15 protein-coding genes are annotated in these 16,994 nt (G+C 71.9%); 6 read left to right on the top strand and 9 right to left on the bottom strand.

Annotated elements, in window-relative coordinates:
- Positions 1-27: 27 nt before the first annotated feature.
- The 3 genes from BS80_RS36410 to BS80_RS36400 all read right to left on the bottom strand — a co-directional run bounded on the left by BS80_RS36410 (position 28) and on the right by BS80_RS36400 (position 3,271).
- Positions 28-1,059: a beta-ketoacyl-ACP synthase III gene (locus BS80_RS36410; protein WP_035806019.1), complete on the bottom strand. Its 1,032-nt coding sequence runs from the start codon at positions 1,057-1,059 to the stop codon at positions 28-30.
- Positions 1,056-1,994, bottom strand: a complete 939-nt coding sequence (locus BS80_RS36405) for an ACP S-malonyltransferase (RefSeq protein ID WP_035806016.1) — start codon at positions 1,992-1,994, stop codon at positions 1,056-1,058. The genes BS80_RS36410 and BS80_RS36405 overlap by 4 nt, the downstream gene beginning before the upstream one ends.
- A gap of 89 nt (positions 1,995-2,083) precedes the next feature.
- A complete protein-coding gene (locus tag BS80_RS36400; RefSeq protein ID WP_051967658.1) occupies positions 2,084-3,271 on the bottom strand; it encodes a PucR family transcriptional regulator in 1,188 nt (395 codons plus the stop codon).
- Positions 3,272-3,455: 184 nt separating this feature from the next.
- Here BS80_RS36400 and BS80_RS36395 point away from each other — a divergent pair, with 184 nt between their 5' ends.
- Positions 3,456-4,241 (top strand): pirin family protein, encoded by a 786-nt coding sequence (locus tag BS80_RS36395; protein WP_035806014.1) that lies wholly within the window; start codon positions 3,456-3,458, stop codon positions 4,239-4,241.
- A gap of 26 nt (positions 4,242-4,267) precedes the next feature.
- On the opposite strand, the gene BS80_RS36390 is transcribed toward BS80_RS36395, so the two are convergent.
- On the bottom strand, positions 4,268-5,101 hold the full coding sequence (locus tag BS80_RS36390) for a serine hydrolase domain-containing protein (protein WP_035806012.1): 834 nt from the start codon (positions 5,099-5,101) through the stop codon (positions 4,268-4,270).
- A 101-nt stretch (positions 5,102-5,202) separates the two neighbouring features.
- On the opposite strand from BS80_RS36390, the gene BS80_RS36385 reads away from it, so the two are divergent.
- Positions 5,203-5,655 (top strand): MerR family transcriptional regulator, encoded by a 453-nt coding sequence (locus BS80_RS36385; RefSeq protein ID WP_083975752.1) that lies wholly within the window; start codon positions 5,203-5,205, stop codon positions 5,653-5,655.
- Positions 5,652-6,668 (top strand): aldo/keto reductase, encoded by a 1,017-nt coding sequence (locus BS80_RS36380; protein WP_035806010.1) that lies wholly within the window; start codon positions 5,652-5,654, stop codon positions 6,666-6,668. Before BS80_RS36385 ends, BS80_RS36380 begins: the two co-directional genes overlap by 4 nt.
- Before the next feature lie 56 nt (positions 6,669-6,724).
- Here the strand turns inward: BS80_RS36380 and BS80_RS36375 are convergent, their stop codons facing one another.
- Both BS80_RS36375 and BS80_RS36370 read right to left on the bottom strand, forming a co-directional pair.
- Entirely contained in the window at positions 6,725-7,903 is a 1,179-nt protein-coding gene (locus BS80_RS36375) for an alpha/beta hydrolase (RefSeq protein WP_035806008.1), read from the bottom strand.
- Positions 7,904-8,170: 267 nt separating this feature from the next.
- Positions 8,171-8,845, bottom strand: a complete 675-nt coding sequence (locus BS80_RS36370; protein ID WP_035806005.1) for a TetR/AcrR family transcriptional regulator — start codon at positions 8,843-8,845, stop codon at positions 8,171-8,173.
- 311 nt (positions 8,846-9,156) lie between these two features.
- Here BS80_RS36370 and BS80_RS36365 point away from each other — a divergent pair, with 311 nt between their 5' ends.
- Positions 9,157-10,638, top strand: coding sequence for an MFS transporter (locus tag BS80_RS36365; protein WP_232246812.1), 1,482 nt, complete (start codon positions 9,157-9,159; stop codon positions 10,636-10,638).
- A 121-nt stretch (positions 10,639-10,759) separates the two neighbouring features.
- On the opposite strand, the gene BS80_RS41415 is transcribed toward BS80_RS36365, so the two are convergent.
- The 3 genes from BS80_RS41415 to aceE form a co-directional block, all read right to left on the bottom strand.
- Entirely contained in the window at positions 10,760-10,930 is a 171-nt protein-coding gene (locus tag BS80_RS41415) for a hypothetical protein (RefSeq protein WP_157536778.1), read from the bottom strand.
- Positions 10,931-10,992: 62 nt separating this feature from the next.
- Positions 10,993-12,306: a cryptochrome/photolyase family protein gene (locus BS80_RS36360; RefSeq protein ID WP_035805992.1), complete on the bottom strand. Its 1,314-nt coding sequence runs from the start codon at positions 12,304-12,306 to the stop codon at positions 10,993-10,995.
- A 93-nt stretch (positions 12,307-12,399) separates the two neighbouring features.
- Entirely contained in the window at positions 12,400-15,150 is a 2,751-nt protein-coding gene (gene aceE, locus BS80_RS36355) for a pyruvate dehydrogenase (acetyl-transferring), homodimeric type (protein ID WP_035805991.1), read from the bottom strand.
- Positions 15,151-15,724: 574 nt separating this feature from the next.
- Here aceE and BS80_RS36350 point away from each other — a divergent pair.
- Both BS80_RS36350 and BS80_RS36345 read left to right on the top strand, forming a co-directional pair.
- Entirely contained in the window at positions 15,725-16,165 is a 441-nt protein-coding gene (locus tag BS80_RS36350) for a DUF3052 domain-containing protein (protein WP_035805989.1), read from the top strand.
- Positions 16,166-16,423: 258 nt separating this feature from the next.
- Entirely contained in the window at positions 16,424-16,882 is a 459-nt protein-coding gene (locus tag BS80_RS36345; RefSeq protein WP_035805987.1) for a peroxiredoxin, read from the top strand.
- Positions 16,883-16,994: the final 112 nt, after the last annotated feature.

The following is a 16,994-nucleotide window of genomic DNA, read 5'->3' as shown; positions in this document are numbered from 1 at the left end:
AGCGGTCCGTAAGGCGTGTCACGGTGCCTATGGGAGGGTAACGACTGCCGCGGCGTAGACCAGACCCGCCCCGAACCCGATGATCAGGGCGAGGTCGCCGCTCTTCGCCTCACCGCTCTCCAACATCCGCTCCATGGCGAGCGGGATGGAGGCGGCGGAGGTGTTCCCGGTCTCGGCGATGTCGCGGGCGACAGGCACCGAGTCGGGCAGTTTGAGGGCCTTGATCATGGCATCGGTGATGCGCATGTTGGCCTGGTGGGGGATGAAGGCGCCGAGCTGATCGGCCGTCACTCCGGCGGCGTCCAGCGCCTGCTGGGCGACCTTGGCCATCTCCCAGACCGCCCAGCGGAAGACCGTCTGGCCCTCCATCCGCAGCGCGGGCCACTTCTGCTCCGCCCCGACGCCGTTGACGGCGTCCGGCTTGGCGAAGGCGGTGTCCCATGCCTCGGTCTGGGTGATGACGTCCTTCTGCGAGCCGTCCGACCCCCAGATGATCCGGCCGATCCCGGGCGTGTCCGACGGGCCGACCACGGCCGCGCCGGCGCCGTCGCCGAAGATGAAGGCGGTGGAACGGTCGGTGGTGTCGGTCAGGTCGCTGAGCCGCTCGACGCCGATGACCAGCACGTACTCGGCGCTGCCGCCGCGGATCATGCCGTCGGCCAGCGAGAGGCCGTAGCCGAAGCCGGCGCAGGCCGCGGAGATGTCGAAGGCGGGCGCGGTGCCGCAGCCGAGCCGCTCGGCGATCTCGGTGGCGACGGCCGGCGTCTGCTTGAAGTGCGAGACGGTGGCCACGATGACACCCCCGATCCGGGAGGCGTCGATGCCGGCCGCGGCGATCGCCTTGCCGGCCGCCTGCACCGACATCTCGGCGACGGTCTCGCTCGGACCGGCCCAGCGCCGCTCGGCGATCCCGCTGCGGGTGCGGATCCACTCGTCCGAGGACTCGATCCATCCGAGCACCTCGGCGTTCGGGATCACCCGGACCGGCCGGTAGCCGCCCACCCCGTGGATCCGCGCGAACGCGGCGCCGGAGTGCGGCTGGATCCGGGCCGTGCTCATGCGCCCACCTCGCTGTGCTCGGCGACCAGGGCGCGGGCCTTGTCCAGGTCGGCCGGGGTCTTCAGGGCCAGCGTCGCGACACCCTTGATGTTGCGCTTGACCAGCGCGGTCAGCGTGCCGGCCGGGGCCAGCTCGATCACGCAGGTGGCGCCGAGCTGCTGCAGGGTCTCCATGCACAGGTCCCAGCGGACCGGGTTGGACACCTGGGCGACCAGCCGGGAGAGCACCTCGGCGCCGGACTGGACGACCTCGCCGTCCTTGTTGGAGACGTAGGCGACCGACGGGTCGGCCACCGTCAGGCTCGGGGCCAGCTCGGCCAGCCGCTGCACGCCGGGCGCCATGTGGACGGTGTGGAACGCCCCGGCCACCTTGAGCGCGATCAGCTTCGAGCCGGCCGGCGGGTCGGCCCGCAGGGCCTCCAGCTGGTCCAGCGTGCCGGCGGCCACGATCTGGCCGCCGCCGTTGTTGTTCGCGGGGGTGAGGCCGTGCTCGTCGAGCTTGGCCGCGACGAGCTCCGGGTCGCCGCCGAGCACGGCGATCATGCCGGTCTCGGTGACGGCGGCGGCCGCGGCCATCGCGCGGCCGCGCTCGCTGACGAAGGTGAGCGCGTCGAGGGGGCTGAGCACGCCGGCGATCGCCGCCGCGGTGATCTCACCGACGCTGTGTCCGGCGAGCGCGCCGACGAGCTTGCTGACCTGGTCCGGGCCGGGCAGCAGCTGGTCGACGGTGACCAGGCCCGCGGCGACCAGCAACGGCTGGGCGACGGCGGTGTCCTTGATCTCCTCGGCCGAGGCCTCGGTCCCGTAGTGCGCCAGGTCGAGTCCGGCCACGTCCGACCACTGGCCGAGCCGGTCGGCGACGCCGTCCAGTTCGAGCCAGGGGTTGAGGAAGCCGGGGGACTGGGCACCCTGTCCAGGGGCGACGATTACGAGCACGGTTCAACCCTCTCTCGCCAGGCGCCCGAGGGCGGGTAGGCGACGGTAACGAAGATAAGTACGTCGGATTGTGGAATCCCTACAGGTCGTCAACCCTGTTCGGCGCCGGACTCCAGTCGGCCCAAGGCAAGGGCGATGCGCAGAGTGAACGCCGAACGTACGTCCGAAGGGGCGTAGCCAGTGACGTCAGTCACACGACGGAGCCGGTAGCGCACGGTGTTCGGGTGGACGAAGAGCATTCTGGCCGCGCCTTCGAGTGAGGAGGCCTGCTCCAGAAAGACACTCAGCGTCTCCAGCAGTGCCGAGCCCGCCTCGTCCAACGGTGTGTAGATCTCCTCCACCAACTGACGACGCGCCACCAGATCTCCGGCCAGCGCGCGTTCGGGCAGGAGATCGTCCGCCAGCACCGGGCGCGGGGCGTCCGGCCAGGCCGCGCAGGCCTTCAGACCGGCCGCCGCGGCATGCGCGGAGCGGGTGGCCGAGAGCAGGTCGTTGACCGTCGGGCCGACCACCACCGGGCCGGGCGCGAACTGGCCGATCAGCGCGCGGGCGGCGTGCACCGGCTCCTTGTCGCCGCCGACCACCACCACCAGGCGCTTGCCGAGCACGCCGGTGAGGACGTGCAGCCGGGCGTACCGGGCGGCGCGGCGGATCGCCTCGACGACCGCCTCGCTGTCCCCGTCCGGGGCGCTGCCCATCACCACCCGCACCTGGCTGGGCTGGCCCCAGCCGAGCGCGGCGGCCCGCGACAGGACGCCCTCGTCGGCGTCCCCGGAGAGCAGCGAGTTGACCACCAGCGCCTCCAGGCGGGCGTCCCAGGCCCCGCGGGCCTCGGCGGCCTGGGCGTAGACCTGGGCGGTGGCGAAGGCGATCTCGCGGGCGTAGACCAGCACGGACTCCCGCATGCCCTCCTCGTCGCCGGGCGCGGCCACCTCCGGGATGGCCTCCTCCATCACCTCGATGGTGGTGCGGATCAGCTCGACCGTCTGGCGCAGCGTGATCGCCCGGGTGAGCTCGCGCGGGGCGGTGCCGAAGACGTCGGTGCTGATCGCCTGCGGGGCGTCCGGGTGGCGGTACCACTCGGTGAAGGCGGCGATACCGGCCTGGGCGACCAGGCCGATCCAGGACCGGTGCTCGGGCGGCATTCTGCGGTACCAGCCGAGTTGGTCGTCCATCCGGGCGATCGCCGCGGTGGCCAGTTTGCCCGCCGACTTCTCCAGCCGCTTGAGCGTGGCCGCGCGCAGCTCGGCGCGCTCGGCCGAGAGCCGTCGTTCCACGGCTGTCGCGCCACCGCCGGATTTCCGGACGGTCCGCTTCGCGCGCGGCGGATTCTGGTCGTTCGCTGCTGGGGCTGAGGGGGCTGGCACAGGGACAAGACTGCCTCACGCCGCAGGCTCTTCGCTGCACACCCCCGTGGAACCGGCACGGTGGTGCCGCTCACACCCGATACGGTGAGTCGCTGTGACCGACCTCGAAACCGACCGGGAACGCCCCCGGGCCGACCTCCGCCGCACCGCCGAGCGCTACGTCTCCACCCCCGCCGAGGGCGTGGAATCCCGGCACGCGTTCTCCTTCTCGTCCCACTACGACCCGAAGAACACCCACTTCGGCGCGCTGCTGGCCTGCAACGAGGAGGTCCTGGCCGTCGGTGCGGGCTTCGACTCGCACCGGCACCGGGACGTGGAGATCCTCACCTGGGTGCTGGAGGGCGCGCTCGCCCACCGGGACGGCGACGGGCACGCCGGCGTGGTGCGGCCGGGCATGGTGCAGCACCTCAGCGCGGGCAGCGGCGTGGCGCACACGGAGCGCAACGTCGGCGGGGCCGACGTTCCGGTCAGGTTCATCCAGATGTGGTTGCAGCCCGACGTCTTCGACACACCCCCCGCGTACGGACTGCGTCGAGTGGCGCCCGAGCCGGTCGGCTGCATGCTGCTCGCCTCCGGATTCGCCCGGGACGCCGACTCGCCCGCGCTGCGGCTGCGCCGCTCCGACGCCGCGCTGCACCTGCTCACCGCCGGACCGTGGCAGCCGCTGCCCGAGCTGCCCCCGGCGCCGTACCGCTACGCGCACCTCACCCGGGGGTCGCTCGGCTACCGCACGGTCCCCGGGCCGCAGGGCGCCGGCCGCTCGATGGAGCCGGGGGACAGCGTGCGGATCACCGGGGAGGCCTTCGCCGACCCGACCGCCGGACCGGACGGCGTGGAGCTGCTGCTCTGGGAGATGCACTCGCCGCTCAGCTACGGCTGAGAGCGACCGGTCCCGAGACCGGCCGGTCAGCCGCGCAGCTCGTCCAGCACGGCGTCGGTGAACTCCGGCCAGGCCTGCGCCGCCCAGGGCCCGAAGTCGCGGTCCGTCAGCGCGACACAGGCCGCGCCGGCCGCCGGGTCCACCCACAGGAAGGTCCCGGACTGCCCGAAGTGCCCGAAGGTCTCCGGCGAGCTGGTCGTGCCGGTCCAGTGCGGGGACTTCTGGCCGCGGATCTCGAAGCCCAGACCCCAGTCGTTCGGGCGGCAGTGCCCGAAGCCCGGGAGCACGCCGCTCAGCCCGGGGAAGGCCACCTCGCGGGTAGCGCCGCTCACCGTGGACGGGTCCAGCAGCCGGGGCGCCTGCAGCTCGGCCGCGAAGCGCACCAGGTCGGCCACGGTGGAGACGCCGCCCGCGCCGGCCGGTGCCCGGTGCGCGGTGTCCAGGTAGGTCGCCGTCATGCCCAGCGGCTGGAACACCGCCTCGGCGGCGTACTGCGCGAACGGGATGCCGGACGCCTTGGCCAGCGTCTCGCCGAGCACGTCGAAGCCCGCGTTGGAGTAGAGCCGCCGGGTGCCGGGCTCGGCCATCGTGCGGTGCTCGTCGAAGGCCAGCCCCGAGGTGTGGGCCAGCAGGTGACGGACCGTCGAACCGGGCGGGCCCGCCGGGTCGTCCAGCTCGAAGACGCCCTCCTCGACGGCGACCAGCGCCGCGTAGGCGCTGAGCAGCTTGGTCACCGACGCCAGCGGGAACGGGTGCTCCTGCGGCCCGTTCTCGCCCAGCAGTGCGCCGTCCGCGCCGCGCACCACCGCCGTCGCCGCCGTCGGTACCGGCCAGTCCTCGATCATCCGCAAGCTCTGCATGGTCGGAACTCTAGTGCGGTCCCGTGGCAGGCTTGCTTGGAGTGCACTCCAACTCAGTAGCGTCGTACCCACGTCGCCACCGACCACCGGGGGTTATCACCATGGCTACCGCCGTCCAGCCCGCTCCGCTCAGCCTGCTCGACTGCAGCGAGGCCTACCAGGACCCCGGTCCGGTGCCGGACCGTACGCCGCGGCACACCATCAGCGAGGTGTCCGCGGCCAGCGGGCTCAGCGTGCACACCCTGCGCTGGTATGAGCGGATCGGCCTGCTCGACCCGGTGGACCGCTCGCACTCCGGGCAGCGCCGCTACAACGACGGCGACCTGGCCCGGCTGGCGTTCCTCGGCCGGCTGCGGCTGACCGGCATGCCGGTCGCCGACATGCTCCGCTACGTGGAGCTGGCCCGGGCGGGCGAGCACACCGTGCAGGGGCGGCGCGAGCTGCTGGTGGCGCACCGCGAGGAGGTCCGGCAGCGGATCGCCGACCTGCACGCCACGCTCGCGGTCCTCGACTACAAGATCGACCTCTACTCAGGGAAGAAGCAGACCTCATGAGCCACCCCAGCACTCTCCCCACCGTCTGGCTCGGCGCGGACGGCCCGTTCGTCGGTGTCCAGGGCCTCGGCTGCATGGGCATGAGCGAGTTCTACGGACCGACCGACAACGTCCAGGCGCTGGACACCCTGGACGCCGCCCTGGAGGCCGGGGTCACCCTCTTCGACACCGCCGACGTCTACGGCTCCGGCGCCAACGAGGAGCTGATCGGCCCGTTCGTCCGCGCCAACCGCGACCAGGTGGTGCTCGCGACCAAGTTCTCCATCGAGCGCAAGGCCGACGACCCGCACTACCGCGGCATCCGCAACGACCCGGCGTACATCCGCACCGCCGTGGACGCCTCGCTGCGCCGCCTGGGCATCGACGTCATCGATCTGTACTACATGCACCGCCGCGACCCCGCCGTGCCGCTGGCCGAGTCGGTCGGGGCGATGGCCGAGCTGGTCCAAGCCGGCAAGGTGCGCCAGCTCGGGCTGTCCGAGGTCACCGGCGCCGAGCTGCGCGAGGCGCACGCGGTGCACCCGATCGCGGCGCTGCAGTCGGAGTGGTCGCTCTTCTCCCGGGACGTGGAGATCAGCGCGGTCGGCGCGGCCGCCGAGCTCGGCGTCACCCTGGTCCCGTACTCGCCGCTCGGCCGGGGCTTCCTGACCGGCGCCTTCGCCGACGCGGGCACGCTGGCGGCCGACGACTTCCGCCGCTACCAGCCGCGCTTCAACGGCGACAACGCGGCGGCCAACGCCGCGCTGATCGCGCCGGTCCAGAAGATCGCCGCCGCGCGGGGCGTCACCACCGGCCAGATCGCCCTCGCCTGGGTCCACCAGCGCGCGGACGTGCACGGGCTGACCGTCGTCCCGATCCCCGGCACCCGCAAGCGCTCGCGCCTCACGGAGAACACCGCCGCCGCCACCCTGCGGCTGACCGAGGCCGAACTCGCCACGCTGGAGCCGATCGCCGCCGAGGTCGCGGGCAACCGCTACCCCGACATGAGCTCCACCTCCGCCGCTCGCGAGTAAGACCGGTCGGTCTCAGCACGGCGGATGGCCGCTCCGGCAGCGGTCCTGACGACAGGTCAGTCGGTGCGGTAGCTGACGGACCCGTAGCTGCCCAGCGCGATGGCGGCGAAGTTGTGCAGGCTGGCCGTGCCGTCCGCGAAGTAGCCGACGTGGCCCTCGGCGCCGGTCGAGGCGATCTCCTCGGCACCGAAGTCGGCGCCGGTCGGGTCGGCGCCGTGGCCGAGCCCGCCGACCTCCAGGAACGGGACGCTGCCGATCCAGTCGCTCGGGTCCCGGGTGGCCCACAGGTGCACGCCGGTGCCCAGCTCCTCGGCGTCCTGCACGCCCATCCCGGGGCTGCCGAGGACGACCATGTCGGTGGTGGCGCCGTGCAGGCTCGGTGCGGCGCTCCCGCAGACCACCGTGCCGTAGGAGTGGCAGATCAGGGTGGGCGGTGCGACCGGGGCGCTGGTCAGCCGCAGGCCGTTCAGCAGGCGGACCAGCCGGGGGGCGCCGGCGTCGGCCAGCCGGGAGGTGACGGCGTCCGGGCCGAGGCCGACGGGGGTGACGTACCCGGTCCAGGCGACCACCGCGGTCCGGGTGCCGGGCGCCTGGCGCTCCTCCTGGGTCCGCAGCGCGCGGGCCATGCCGGCGGGGGAGCGCAGCGGGTCGACGCTGCGGTCGAAGTGGCCGAGGTCGGTGTCCGAGCCGGGGACGATCACCGAGACCCGCTGGGCGTCGGCCAGGTCGCCGAAGACCTCGCTGACCAGGCCGCGGCCGCGCGGGTCGAAGGCGAGGATCTGCCGGCCGGGGGCCAGCAGCCCCTGGCAGTCGTTGGCGCGCGAGACGGCCAGCGCGCGGTCCGTGGAGTCGAGCTTGGGGTCCTTGGCCGCCGCCCGGGCGCGGTCGCGCTCGGCGGTCAGCGCCACGGAGTTGGCGCGGTAGCGCAGCTGGAGCGGGGCGCCGTCCAGGTTGCCCACGACCAGCGGGTAGTCCTGGATCAGCCGGTCCTGCTGGGCGGGGGTGAGCGTGGCGAAGAAGGCCGCCACGGTGGCCGCGTCGGCGGTCGCGGGGTCCGGCAGTGCCCGGCCGAGCGAGTGGTCGGCGACCCATGCCGCGCTGCCTGCGGGCGGGGTGGTGATCACGACCTGTTCGTTGGAGGCGGCCGCCTGGGCCGCTGCCGCGCCTGCGTCCGCGAGGACCGCGCAGGTGGCGAAGACGCCTATCAGTACACGCTTCAGCCGCCTGCGCTGCATCGCGTCAACTCCCTCGGAAACCCATGACCGTGTTTGCGGGCCGGGCCCGGTGGTCGTGCGAATGCCAACTACAGTCGGCCAGCGTATTCGTTCCGAACGGAGGATGGAGACGGGCCAAACTGTGGCTTCCGTCACACCGACTCGGGCTTGACGCGGCGTACTCCTTCACCGTCCGTTCGGAGATCGTTCGCCGGCGGGCCTCGGTCAGCCCGTCATCTCACCCGTCCGGGCGAGCGCGCGCGCCGGTGGGGGGCGGGCGCGGCAGGGTCAGCGCCAGTCGCCGACCAGGGCCGGGCCCAGCTGGTCGAAGTGGCGTTCGATGATGGCGATCATGCCCTCGGGGCCGACGCCCGGCTGCGGGAGCGGGTCGGATCCCCAGGCCAGGTGCGAGACCCGCAGGACGGCCCCGAAGACGGCGGCCAGCAGTCGCGGCCGCAGGTCGGTCGCCGGGTCCAGCCCCTCGCGGTCGGCCAGCACCTGGGCGACCACGCCCTCCTGCTCGGTGGTCCGGCGCAGGTGGGCGGCGAGCAGGGTGGGGGTGCTCTCGATCAGCTGGAGCAGCTCCAGTGCGGCGGTCACCCCGCCGGAGTGCTCGGAGCCGAGGCCCCGCCAGGACTCGGTGATCGCGGCCCGCATCGCCTGCACCGGGTTCTCCTCGGCCGGTCTGCGGCGCAGGCACGCGATGAAGTAGTCCTCGGCGTCGGCCAGTACGGCGAGCGCGGCCTCGTCCTTGTTCGCGAAATAGCGGAAGAACGTGCGCTGCGAGACGTCCACCGCGGCGGCGATCTCGTCGACGGTGGTGCGGGCGTATCCCTGGCTGAGGAAGAGGCCGTGCGCGGCCTCCACCAAGGCGTCCCGGGTGCGTTGCTTCTTGCGCTCGCGCAGGCCGAGCGCCCGGCAGGGGGCGTCGGTGGCGGGGGGTGCCGTGGGGGTCGCAGCCATGGCTCAACGATAGCGCTCTGTCAGATGACAGCGATCGACAGAAGACAGTGTTTGCCGATTGTCAGCTACTGCCATAATCTGCTGGAAGGTGGCGCTCGCGCGACCGGGACGCTCGTGGGGACGGGTGGGGTCCGGGCGCCACCGCGCCCTTCTCCACTCCGCCAGTCGCCTGGAAGGCCCTGTCGATGAGCCAGTCCGACGTATCGACCACCAAGACGGACGCCACCGCGCCGCGCAACGAGCCGCCCGGTGGACGGCGCAGCCTCCAGGGGCACCCCTGGCTGACCCTGCTGACCGTGGCGGTCGGCGTGATGATGGTGGCCCTCGACGGCACCGTCGTCGCCATCGCCAACCCCGTCATCCAGGCCGACCTGCACGCCTCGCCCGCCAACATCCAGTGGGTGACCAGCGGTTACCTGCTGGCGCTGGCGGTCTTCCTGATCACCGCGGGCAAGATCGGCGACCGGTTCGGCCACAAGACGACCTTCCTGGTCGGCGCGGCCGGGTTCGCCGCGAGCTCGGCCGCGATCGCCTTCGCCACCAACATCCAGACGGTGATCGCCTTCCGGGTGCTGCAGGGCCTCTTCGGCGCGCTGCTCCAGCCCGCCGCGCTCGGCCTGCTGCGCGGTGCGTTCCCGCTCGAGAAGCTGAACATGGCCATCGGCATCTGGGCCGGCGTGATCGGCGCCTCGTCGGCGGCCGGGCCGATCGTCGGCGGCCTGCTGGTCGAGCACGTCAGCTGGCAGTCGGTCTTCTTCATCAACATCCCGGTCGGCCTGGTCGCGGTCGCGCTGGGCCTGTGGATCCTCAAGGACGTGAAGGCCGAGAACGCCGTCCGGTCCTTCGACATCCCCGGCATCGTGCTGCTCTCGGCCGCGATGTTCATGCTGGTCTTCGGCATCATCAAGGCGCCGTCCTGGGGCTGGGGAGACGGCCGGACGCTGGCCTTCCTGATCGGCGCGGTGCTGGCGATGGCCGCCTTCGCGTTCTGGCAGACCCGGGCGAAGGAGCCGCTGGTCCCGCTCGGCCTGTTCCGCTCGGTGCCGCTCTCGGCGGGCGCCCTGCTGATGGTGCTGATGGCCTTCGCGTTCTTCGGCGCGATCTTCTTCGTCACCTTCTACCTGCAGAACGTCCACGGGATGACGCCGGTCCAGGCGGGTGTCCACCTGCTGCCGATGACCGGCATGATGATCATCGGCGCCCCGGCGGCCGGCCTGGCGGTCGGCAAGCTCGGCCCGCGGATCCCGATCGTGGTCGGCATGCTGGCCACCACCGTGTCGATGGCCGGGATGTCCACGTTGACCACCACCTCGGGCAGCGCGGTGATGTCGCTCTGGTTCGTGCTGATGGGCCTGGGCATCAGCCAGGTCATGGTCGGCGCCACCGAGGTGATGGTCGGCAACGCCCCGCTCGCCCTCTCCGGCGTGGCGGGCGGCCTCCAGCAGGCCGCGATGCAGGTCGGCGGCAGCCTCGGTTCGGCCGTCCTGCTCGCCCTGATGGCCGCCCGGGTCGGCGACGTGCTGCCGGGCAACTGGGCCAAGGCGGGCCTCGGGCCGCTCCAGGGCGAGCAGCTGGCCCAGGTCAAGCAGGGTGCCCAGCTGGGCATCGCGCAGGCCGGCCCGGGCGCCACCCCGGCCCAGGCCCACAGCGTGGTCGAAGCCGTGCACACGTCCTTCGTCAGCGGCATGTCCACGGCCTTCACCGTCGCCGCCGTCGTCTCCCTCGTCGCGGCCTTCCTCGGCCTCCTCGCCAAGCGCGGCACCACCGACGCCGGCCCGGCCGTCCACGTCTGACCCACCGCCCCCGTGCCCGACCCGAACGCACCACCGGGTCGGGCACGGGTGCGCGCGGGCGCCGTCGCGCGGGGGTGAAACCGGGCGACTACTTCGTGGCCGTCCCGGTGGTTGCCTACTCCTACGGGGTCGTGGGGTCGGGGGGTGGGGTGTCGGCTTCGCGGAGGTAGCGGGCGCGTTCTTCGAGTTCGAGGTCGGGGAAGTAGTCCTTGAGGCGGGTGTTGGCCTCGACGGGCGGGAGGTGGAGGTCGGTGAGGAGGAACCGGGCTCTGGCGATGATCTCGTCCTTCATGGGCCGATCATCGCGCCGACCGGGCTTCGCTGCCCGGGGAGTTGGGCCGAGCGGAGCAGGGGTCAGTCCAGGCCCCGGGCGGTGCGGAAGCGTTGGCCGGCGGTGGCCAGGTCGACGATGGGGGCGGGGTAGTCCGGCTTCTCGCGCAGCAGCCACGGCTGGTGGACGGCGCGGTCCGGGATGCCCGCCAACTCCGGGACCCAGCGGCGGACGTAGTCGCCCCGGGGGTCGAAGCGGCGGGCCTGGGCGAGCGGGTTGAGGACGCGGTTGGGGCGGGTGTCGGTGCCGGTCCCGGCCACCCACTGCCAGTTGAGCTGGTTGTTGGCCACGTCGCCGTCCACCAGCAGGGAGAGGAAGTGCGCCGCGCCGACCCGCCAGTCCTGGTAGAGCGTCTTGGCGAGGAAGCTCGCGGTCAGCAGCCGGGCCCGGTTGTGCATCCAGCCCTCGTGGGCGAGTTGGCGCATCCCGGCGTCCACGATCGGGTAGCCGGTGCGGCCGGTGCGCCAGGCCTCGACCTCGGCGGGGTCCTTGCGCCAGGCGTCGCCCCGGTCGCGGTAGTCGGCGTGCGCGCTGGCGGGGCGGGCGGCCAGCACCTGGTGGTGGAAGTCCCGCCAGGCCAGTTGGCGGACGAAGGCGTCCTCGCCGGGGCCGCCGCGCTGGATCAGCTCGTTCGCCGAGAGGCAGCCGAAGTGCAGGTAGGGCGAGAGGCGGGACGTCCCGTCGCCCGCCAGGTCGTCGTGCAACTCCTCGTAGCCGTCGCCCTGCCAGGCGTTCCAGCGGGCGCGGCCCGCGCTCTCGCCGCCGGCCGGCAGGCCGGGTGAGTCGGGCCGGACCTCGGGCACCGGGTCGCCCTCGACGTCCGCCGGCACCCGGACGGTTCGCGGCGCGCCCAGCGGACGCCGCAGCCCGGCCTGCTGCCAGGCCCTGAAGTACGGCGTGAACACCGCGTAGTGGTCCTTCCCGGCCGGCGTGACCGCGCCCGGGGCGACGGCCGTCAGCACGGCCTCGTGGACCACCAGACGCTCGCCCAGCGCGGCCCGCAGCCGCTCCTCGCGGCGCTGCGCGAAGCCGCTCACGCCGGCGGCCAGGTGGACCGAGACCGCGCCGGTCAGCTCCGCCAGCCGTACGGTCTGCGCGACCGCCTCGCCGGTGCGCAGCACCAGCCGCCCGCCGCGCTCGCGCAGCCCGGCGTCCAGGTCGCGCAGGCAGTCGGCGAGGAAGGCCGCCCGGTTGGGCACGGCGAAGCCGGCCGCGCGCACCCGGTCGTCCAGGACGAAGAGTGGCACCACCTCGTCGGCCGAGCCGAGGGCGGCCCGCAGCACGGGGTTGTCGTGCAGCCGCAGGTCCTGGGTGAAGAGCGCGATGGCGACGGTCATGGCTCATCGGTACACCCGCCGGGCCCTCCACCGGAAACGCCCGAGGGCCGGACCCCCCGAAAGGAGTCCGGCCCTCGAACGGTCACTCGACGATCAGGCGTCGCCGCCCGCGGCACCCGGGTGGGCGGCCGACACGTCCAGCAGCTGGTAGCGGTCGATCGCCTCCTTGAGCGCGCTGCGGTCGACCTTGCCCTGCTTGGCGAGCTCGGTGAGCACGCTGAGCACGACCGACTGCGGGTCGATGTGGAAGAAGCGACGGGCCGCGCCACGGGTGTCGGCGAAGCCGAACCCGTCCGCACCCAGCGACTGCCACTGGCCCGGCACCCAGCGCGAGATCTGGTCCGGCACCGCACGCATCCAGTCGGACACGGCGACGAACGGGCCCTCGGCGCCCTGGAGCTTGGCGGTCACGTACGGGACGCGCTGCGGCTCCTCGGGGTGCAGCAGGTTGAACTCCTCGGCCTCCACCGCGTCGCGGCGCAGCTCGTTCCAGGAGGTCGCCGACCACACGTCGGCCGCCACGTTCCACTCCTCGGCGAGGATGCGCTGGGCCTCCAGGGCCCACGGCACCGCCACACCCGAGGCGAGGATCTGGGCCGGGATCTGGCCGGCGGTCGCCGGAGCGTACCGGTGCAGACCCTTGAGGATGCCCTCGACGTCCACGTTCTCGGGCTCGGCCGGCATCTTGATCGGCTCGTTGTAGACGGTCATGTAGTAGAAGACGTCCTCGCCGTGCGGGTGCTCCGCCGACGAGCCGTACATCCGCCGCAGGCCGTCCTGCATGATGTGCGCGATCTCGAAGCCGTACGCCGGGTCGTACGCGACGACGCCGGGGTTGGTCGAGGCCAGCAGGTGCGAGTGGCCGTCCGCGTGCTGCAGGCCCTCACCCGTGAGGGTGGTCCGGCCGGCCGTGGCGCCGATCACGAAGCCGCGGGCCAGCTGGTCGGCCATCTGCCAGAACTGGTCGCCGGTGCGCTGGAACCCGAACATCGAGTAGAAGACGTAGACCGGGATCAGCGGCTCGCCGTGCGTGGCGTACGACGAACCGGCGGCGATCAGCGAGGCGGTGCAACCGGCCTCCGAGATGCCGTCGTGCAGCATCTGGCCGCTCGGCGACTCCTTGTAGGCGAGCAGCAGATCACGGTCGACCGACTCGTAGGTCTGGCCGAGCGGGTTGTAGATCTTCGCCGACGGGAAGAGCGAGTCCATGCCGAAGGTGCGGTACTCGTCCGGCGCGATCGGCACGAAGCGGTTGCCGATGCCCTTGTCCCGCATCAGGTCCTTGAGCACCCGGACGAACGCCATGGTGGTGGCGATGGTCTGGTTGCCCGAGCCCTTCTTGACGGCCTTGTACGCATCGTCGCCCGGGAGTTCCAGCTGACGCGGCCGCACCTTGCGGGTCGGCATGTAGCCGCCCAGCTCCTTGCGGCGGTCGTGCATGTACTGGATCTCTTCGGAGTCCTTGCCCGGGTGGTAGTAGGGCGGGTAGCCCTCGTCGAGCTGCTTGTCCGTGATCGGCAGGTGCAGGCGGTCGCGGAAGCGCTTCAGGTCCTCGACCGTCAGCTTCTTCATCTGGTGCGTCGCGTTGCGGCCCTCGAAGTTCGGGCCCAGCGTCCAGCCCTTGACGGTCTGGGCGAGGATCACGGTCGGCTGGCCGACGTGCTCGCGGGCCGCCTTGAACGCCGCGTACACCTTGGCGTGGTCGTGGCCGCCGCGACCCAGGTGCTGGATCTGCTGGTCGGTCATGTTCTCGACCATCTGGCGCAGCCGCAGGTCGCCACCGAAGAAGTGGTCGCGGATGTACCCGCCGGTCTCGGTCGCGTAGGTCTGGAACTGGCCGTCCACCGTGGTGTTCAGCTTGTTGACCAGCACGCCGTCGCGGTCCTGCGCCAGCAGCGGGTCCCAGCTGCGGTCCCAGATCAGCTTGATGACGTTCCAGCCGGCGCCGCGGAACTGCGACTCCAGCTCCTGGATGATCTTGCCGTTGCCGCGGACCGGGCCGTCGAGGCGCTGCAGGTTGCAGTTGACCACGAAGGTGAGGTTGTCCAGGCCCTCGCGGGAGGCGAGCGAGAGCTGGCCGAGCGACTCCGGCTCGTCCATCTCGCCGTCGCCGAGGAAGGCGTAGACGTGCGACGCGGAGGTGTCCTTGATGCCGCGGTGCTCCAGGTAGCGGTTCATCCGGGCCTGGTAGATCGCGCCGAGCGGGCCGAGGCCCATCGAGACGGTCGGGAACTCCCAGAAGTCCGGCATCAGCCGCGGGTGCGGGTAGCTGGAGAGGCCGTACGGCGCCTTGGACTTCTCCTGGCGGAACGCGTCGAGCTGCTGCTCGCTCAGTCGGTCCAGGAGGAAGGCGCGGGCGTAGATGCCGGGGGAGGCGTGACCCTGGAAGAAGATCTGGTCGCCGGACTCGCCGTCCGCGTCCTTGCCCCGGAAGAAGTAGTTGAAGCCCACGTCGTAGAGCGACGCGGACGAGGCGAAGGTGGCGATGTGGCCGCCGACGCCGATGCCCGGGCGCTGGGCCCGGGAGACCATGACGGCCGCGTTCCAGCGGGTCGCGTTGAGGACCTTGCGCTCGATCTCCTCGTTGCCGGGGAAGAACGGCTCGTCCTTGGTGGCGATGGTGTTGACGTAGTCCGTGCTGCGCATCTCGGGCACGGCGACACGCTTCTCGCGGGCGCGCTCGATCAGGCGGAGCATGAGGTAGCGGGCGCGCTCGCGCCCCCGCTCGTCAATGGCCGCGTCGAGCGACTCCAGCCATTCCGCGGTCTCCTCGGGATCGAAGTCCGGGACCTGACTCGGAAGGCCGCCAATGATGATCGGGTTGCGATCGGATCCGGAAGCCACGCTGTTCCTTCACTGTCGGTAGAAACTAGAGGTGTGTCGCGCCGCCTCCATCGTGTACCGCAACTCGGAGATCCGTCATCTCTACCGATGGGTAACCCTCTCACCCGTAGGGTGATCCGGTCAGTTGGCGTGCGGCAAGGCTTCGTTGCCTGTCCGCGCACCACCGGGTGATACGAAGAGGTGGTCCGACCTGTACCTGCTCTGCCTGCGGTACCTGGATTTCCCAGGTGCTCCAGGCCTTCAGGCTCCCCGTCCGCCCGATGGCGGGTGGCCGGGGTGAGGGCCAACAGGAGACTCTACGCCCGTGATCGCGTTGCACTCGAATGCCGTTCGCATCGCGGGCACCACGACCCCTCGCGGGGCCGCCGGACCAGCGGCATCCGCAGCATGGGCGAACCGGCGACAAAAGGGCAAATCGGTGTGATTCCCGACACAGGAAACGGCGTGTCTTGCCACGACACGTCAACCTTTGGGTGGGATCGGGGGTCGGGTACTTGCGCGAACCGCCGGTCCCGTGTGGACTACGGCCACAGCCTTGGCGCCGATGCCAGGCCGAATACTGGAGGTTATTCCCGTGAGCGCGACCGCGGACCCCGCGGACAAGTCCAACCCGGCTTACCGACTGGGCTTCGAGCCCGGCCAGATTGTGCAGGAGCTCGGGTACGACGAAGACACTGACCAGGATCTCCGCGAGGGCATCGAGGAGATCACCGGTGCGGAGCTCGTCGACGAGGACTACGACGACGTCGCCGACGCCGTCGTGCTGTGGCACCGCGAGGAGGACGGGGATCTCACCGATGCCCTCGTCGACGCCCAGGAGTACCTGGCCGAGGGCGGGTTGATCTGGCTTCTCACGCCGAAGACGGGCCGTGACGGCCACGTCGAGGCGCATGAGATCAACGATGCCGCGCAGACCGCGGGGCTCTCCCAGACCAGCTCGGTGACCGTCGCCAAGGACTGGGCCGGCACCCGCCTTGCCACGCCGAAGGCCGCAGCCAAGTCCGGGAAGCGCTGACTCTCCGGGAACGCACGGCAGGGCCCCGCTGGAGCTTTCTCCGGCGGGGCCCTGCCGCGTCCGGGCCCGGTCGCGGGTGTGCCGGAGATCGTGTTCGCCCCGGGCGAAACCCCCTCGGCCGACTCGCGCCCTCACCCGTTCGGCCGAATCGACCCCGACGAATGCGAGGATGTGGCCGGGGCGGCCGCCGCGGCGGCCGCGGTACCGATGCGATACCGATGCGATCACCCGCGATCACCGCTGAGAGAGGTCTCACCCATGGCCATTGAGGCCGGCACCCTGGCTCCTGACTTCGAGCTCAAGAACCAGCACGGCGAGCTGATCAGGCTCTCCGACCTGCGGGGCGAGAAGAACGTCGTCCTGGTCTTCTACCCGTTCGCCTTCACCGGGGTCTGCACCGGCGAGGTCTGCGCGATCCAGCGCGAGCTGCCGCGCCTGCAGAACGACGACGTCCAGGTGCTCGCGGTCTCCTGCGACTCGCCCTTCACGCTGCGCGTCTTCGCCGACCGGGAGGGCCTGGAGTACCCGCTGCTCTCCGACTTCTGGCCGCACGGTGAGGCCTCCCGGGCCTACGGCGTCTTCGACGAGGAGAAGGGCTGCGCGGTGCGCGGCACCTTCGTGATCGACAAGGCCGGCCTGGTGCGCTGGTCGATCGTCAACGGCCTCCCGGACGCCCGTGACGAGCAGGAGTACCTCAAGGCCCTCAGCGCGCTCTGAGGGGCGCTGTGGCCTTTCCCCGGCCACGCCGGGCCGTAACGATGCCCGGGGCGGGAACCCGGCACTACGATCGGGCCGTTGGCTGGAAGGAGAGCCCGTTTCGCGGGCGCTC

The organism is Kitasatospora mediocidica KCTC 9733, assembly GCF_000744225.1.
Lineage (GTDB): Bacteria > Actinomycetota > Actinomycetes > Streptomycetales > Streptomycetaceae > Kitasatospora > Kitasatospora mediocidica.
The sequence above is the reverse complement of the archived record's forward strand: the minus strand, read 5'-3'. Positions and strand labels throughout refer to the sequence as shown.

What these genes read in the sequence shown, in the direction of transcription:
- BS80_RS36410 (WP_035806019.1), bottom strand. Translation starts at nt 1,059, where the DNA reads ATGAGCACGGCCCGGATCCAGCCGCACTCCGGCGCCGCGTTCGCGCGG.
- BS80_RS36390 (WP_035806012.1), bottom strand. Translation starts at nt 5,101, where the DNA reads ATGCAGAGCTTGCGGATGATCGAGGACTGGCCGGTACCGACGGCGGCG.
- BS80_RS36385 (WP_083975752.1), top strand. Translation starts at nt 5,203, where the DNA reads ATGGCTACCGCCGTCCAGCCCGCTCCGCTCAGCCTGCTCGACTGCAGC.
- BS80_RS36380 (WP_035806010.1), top strand. Translation starts at nt 5,652, where the DNA reads ATGAGCCACCCCAGCACTCTCCCCACCGTCTGGCTCGGCGCGGACGGC.
- BS80_RS36375 (WP_035806008.1), bottom strand. Translation starts at nt 7,903, where the DNA reads ATGCAGCGCAGGCGGCTGAAGCGTGTACTGATAGGCGTCTTCGCCACC.
- BS80_RS36370 (WP_035806005.1), bottom strand. Translation starts at nt 8,845, where the DNA reads ATGGCTGCGACCCCCACGGCACCCCCCGCCACCGACGCCCCCTGCCGG.
- BS80_RS36365 (WP_232246812.1), top strand. Translation starts at nt 9,157, where the DNA reads ATGATGGTGGCCCTCGACGGCACCGTCGTCGCCATCGCCAACCCCGTC.
- BS80_RS41415 (WP_157536778.1), bottom strand. Translation starts at nt 10,930, where the DNA reads ATGAAGGACGAGATCATCGCCAGAGCCCGGTTCCTCCTCACCGACCTC.
- BS80_RS36360 (WP_035805992.1), bottom strand. Translation starts at nt 12,306, where the DNA reads ATGACCGTCGCCATCGCGCTCTTCACCCAGGACCTGCGGCTGCACGAC.
- BS80_RS36345 (WP_035805987.1), top strand. Translation starts at nt 16,424, where the DNA reads ATGGCCATTGAGGCCGGCACCCTGGCTCCTGACTTCGAGCTCAAGAAC.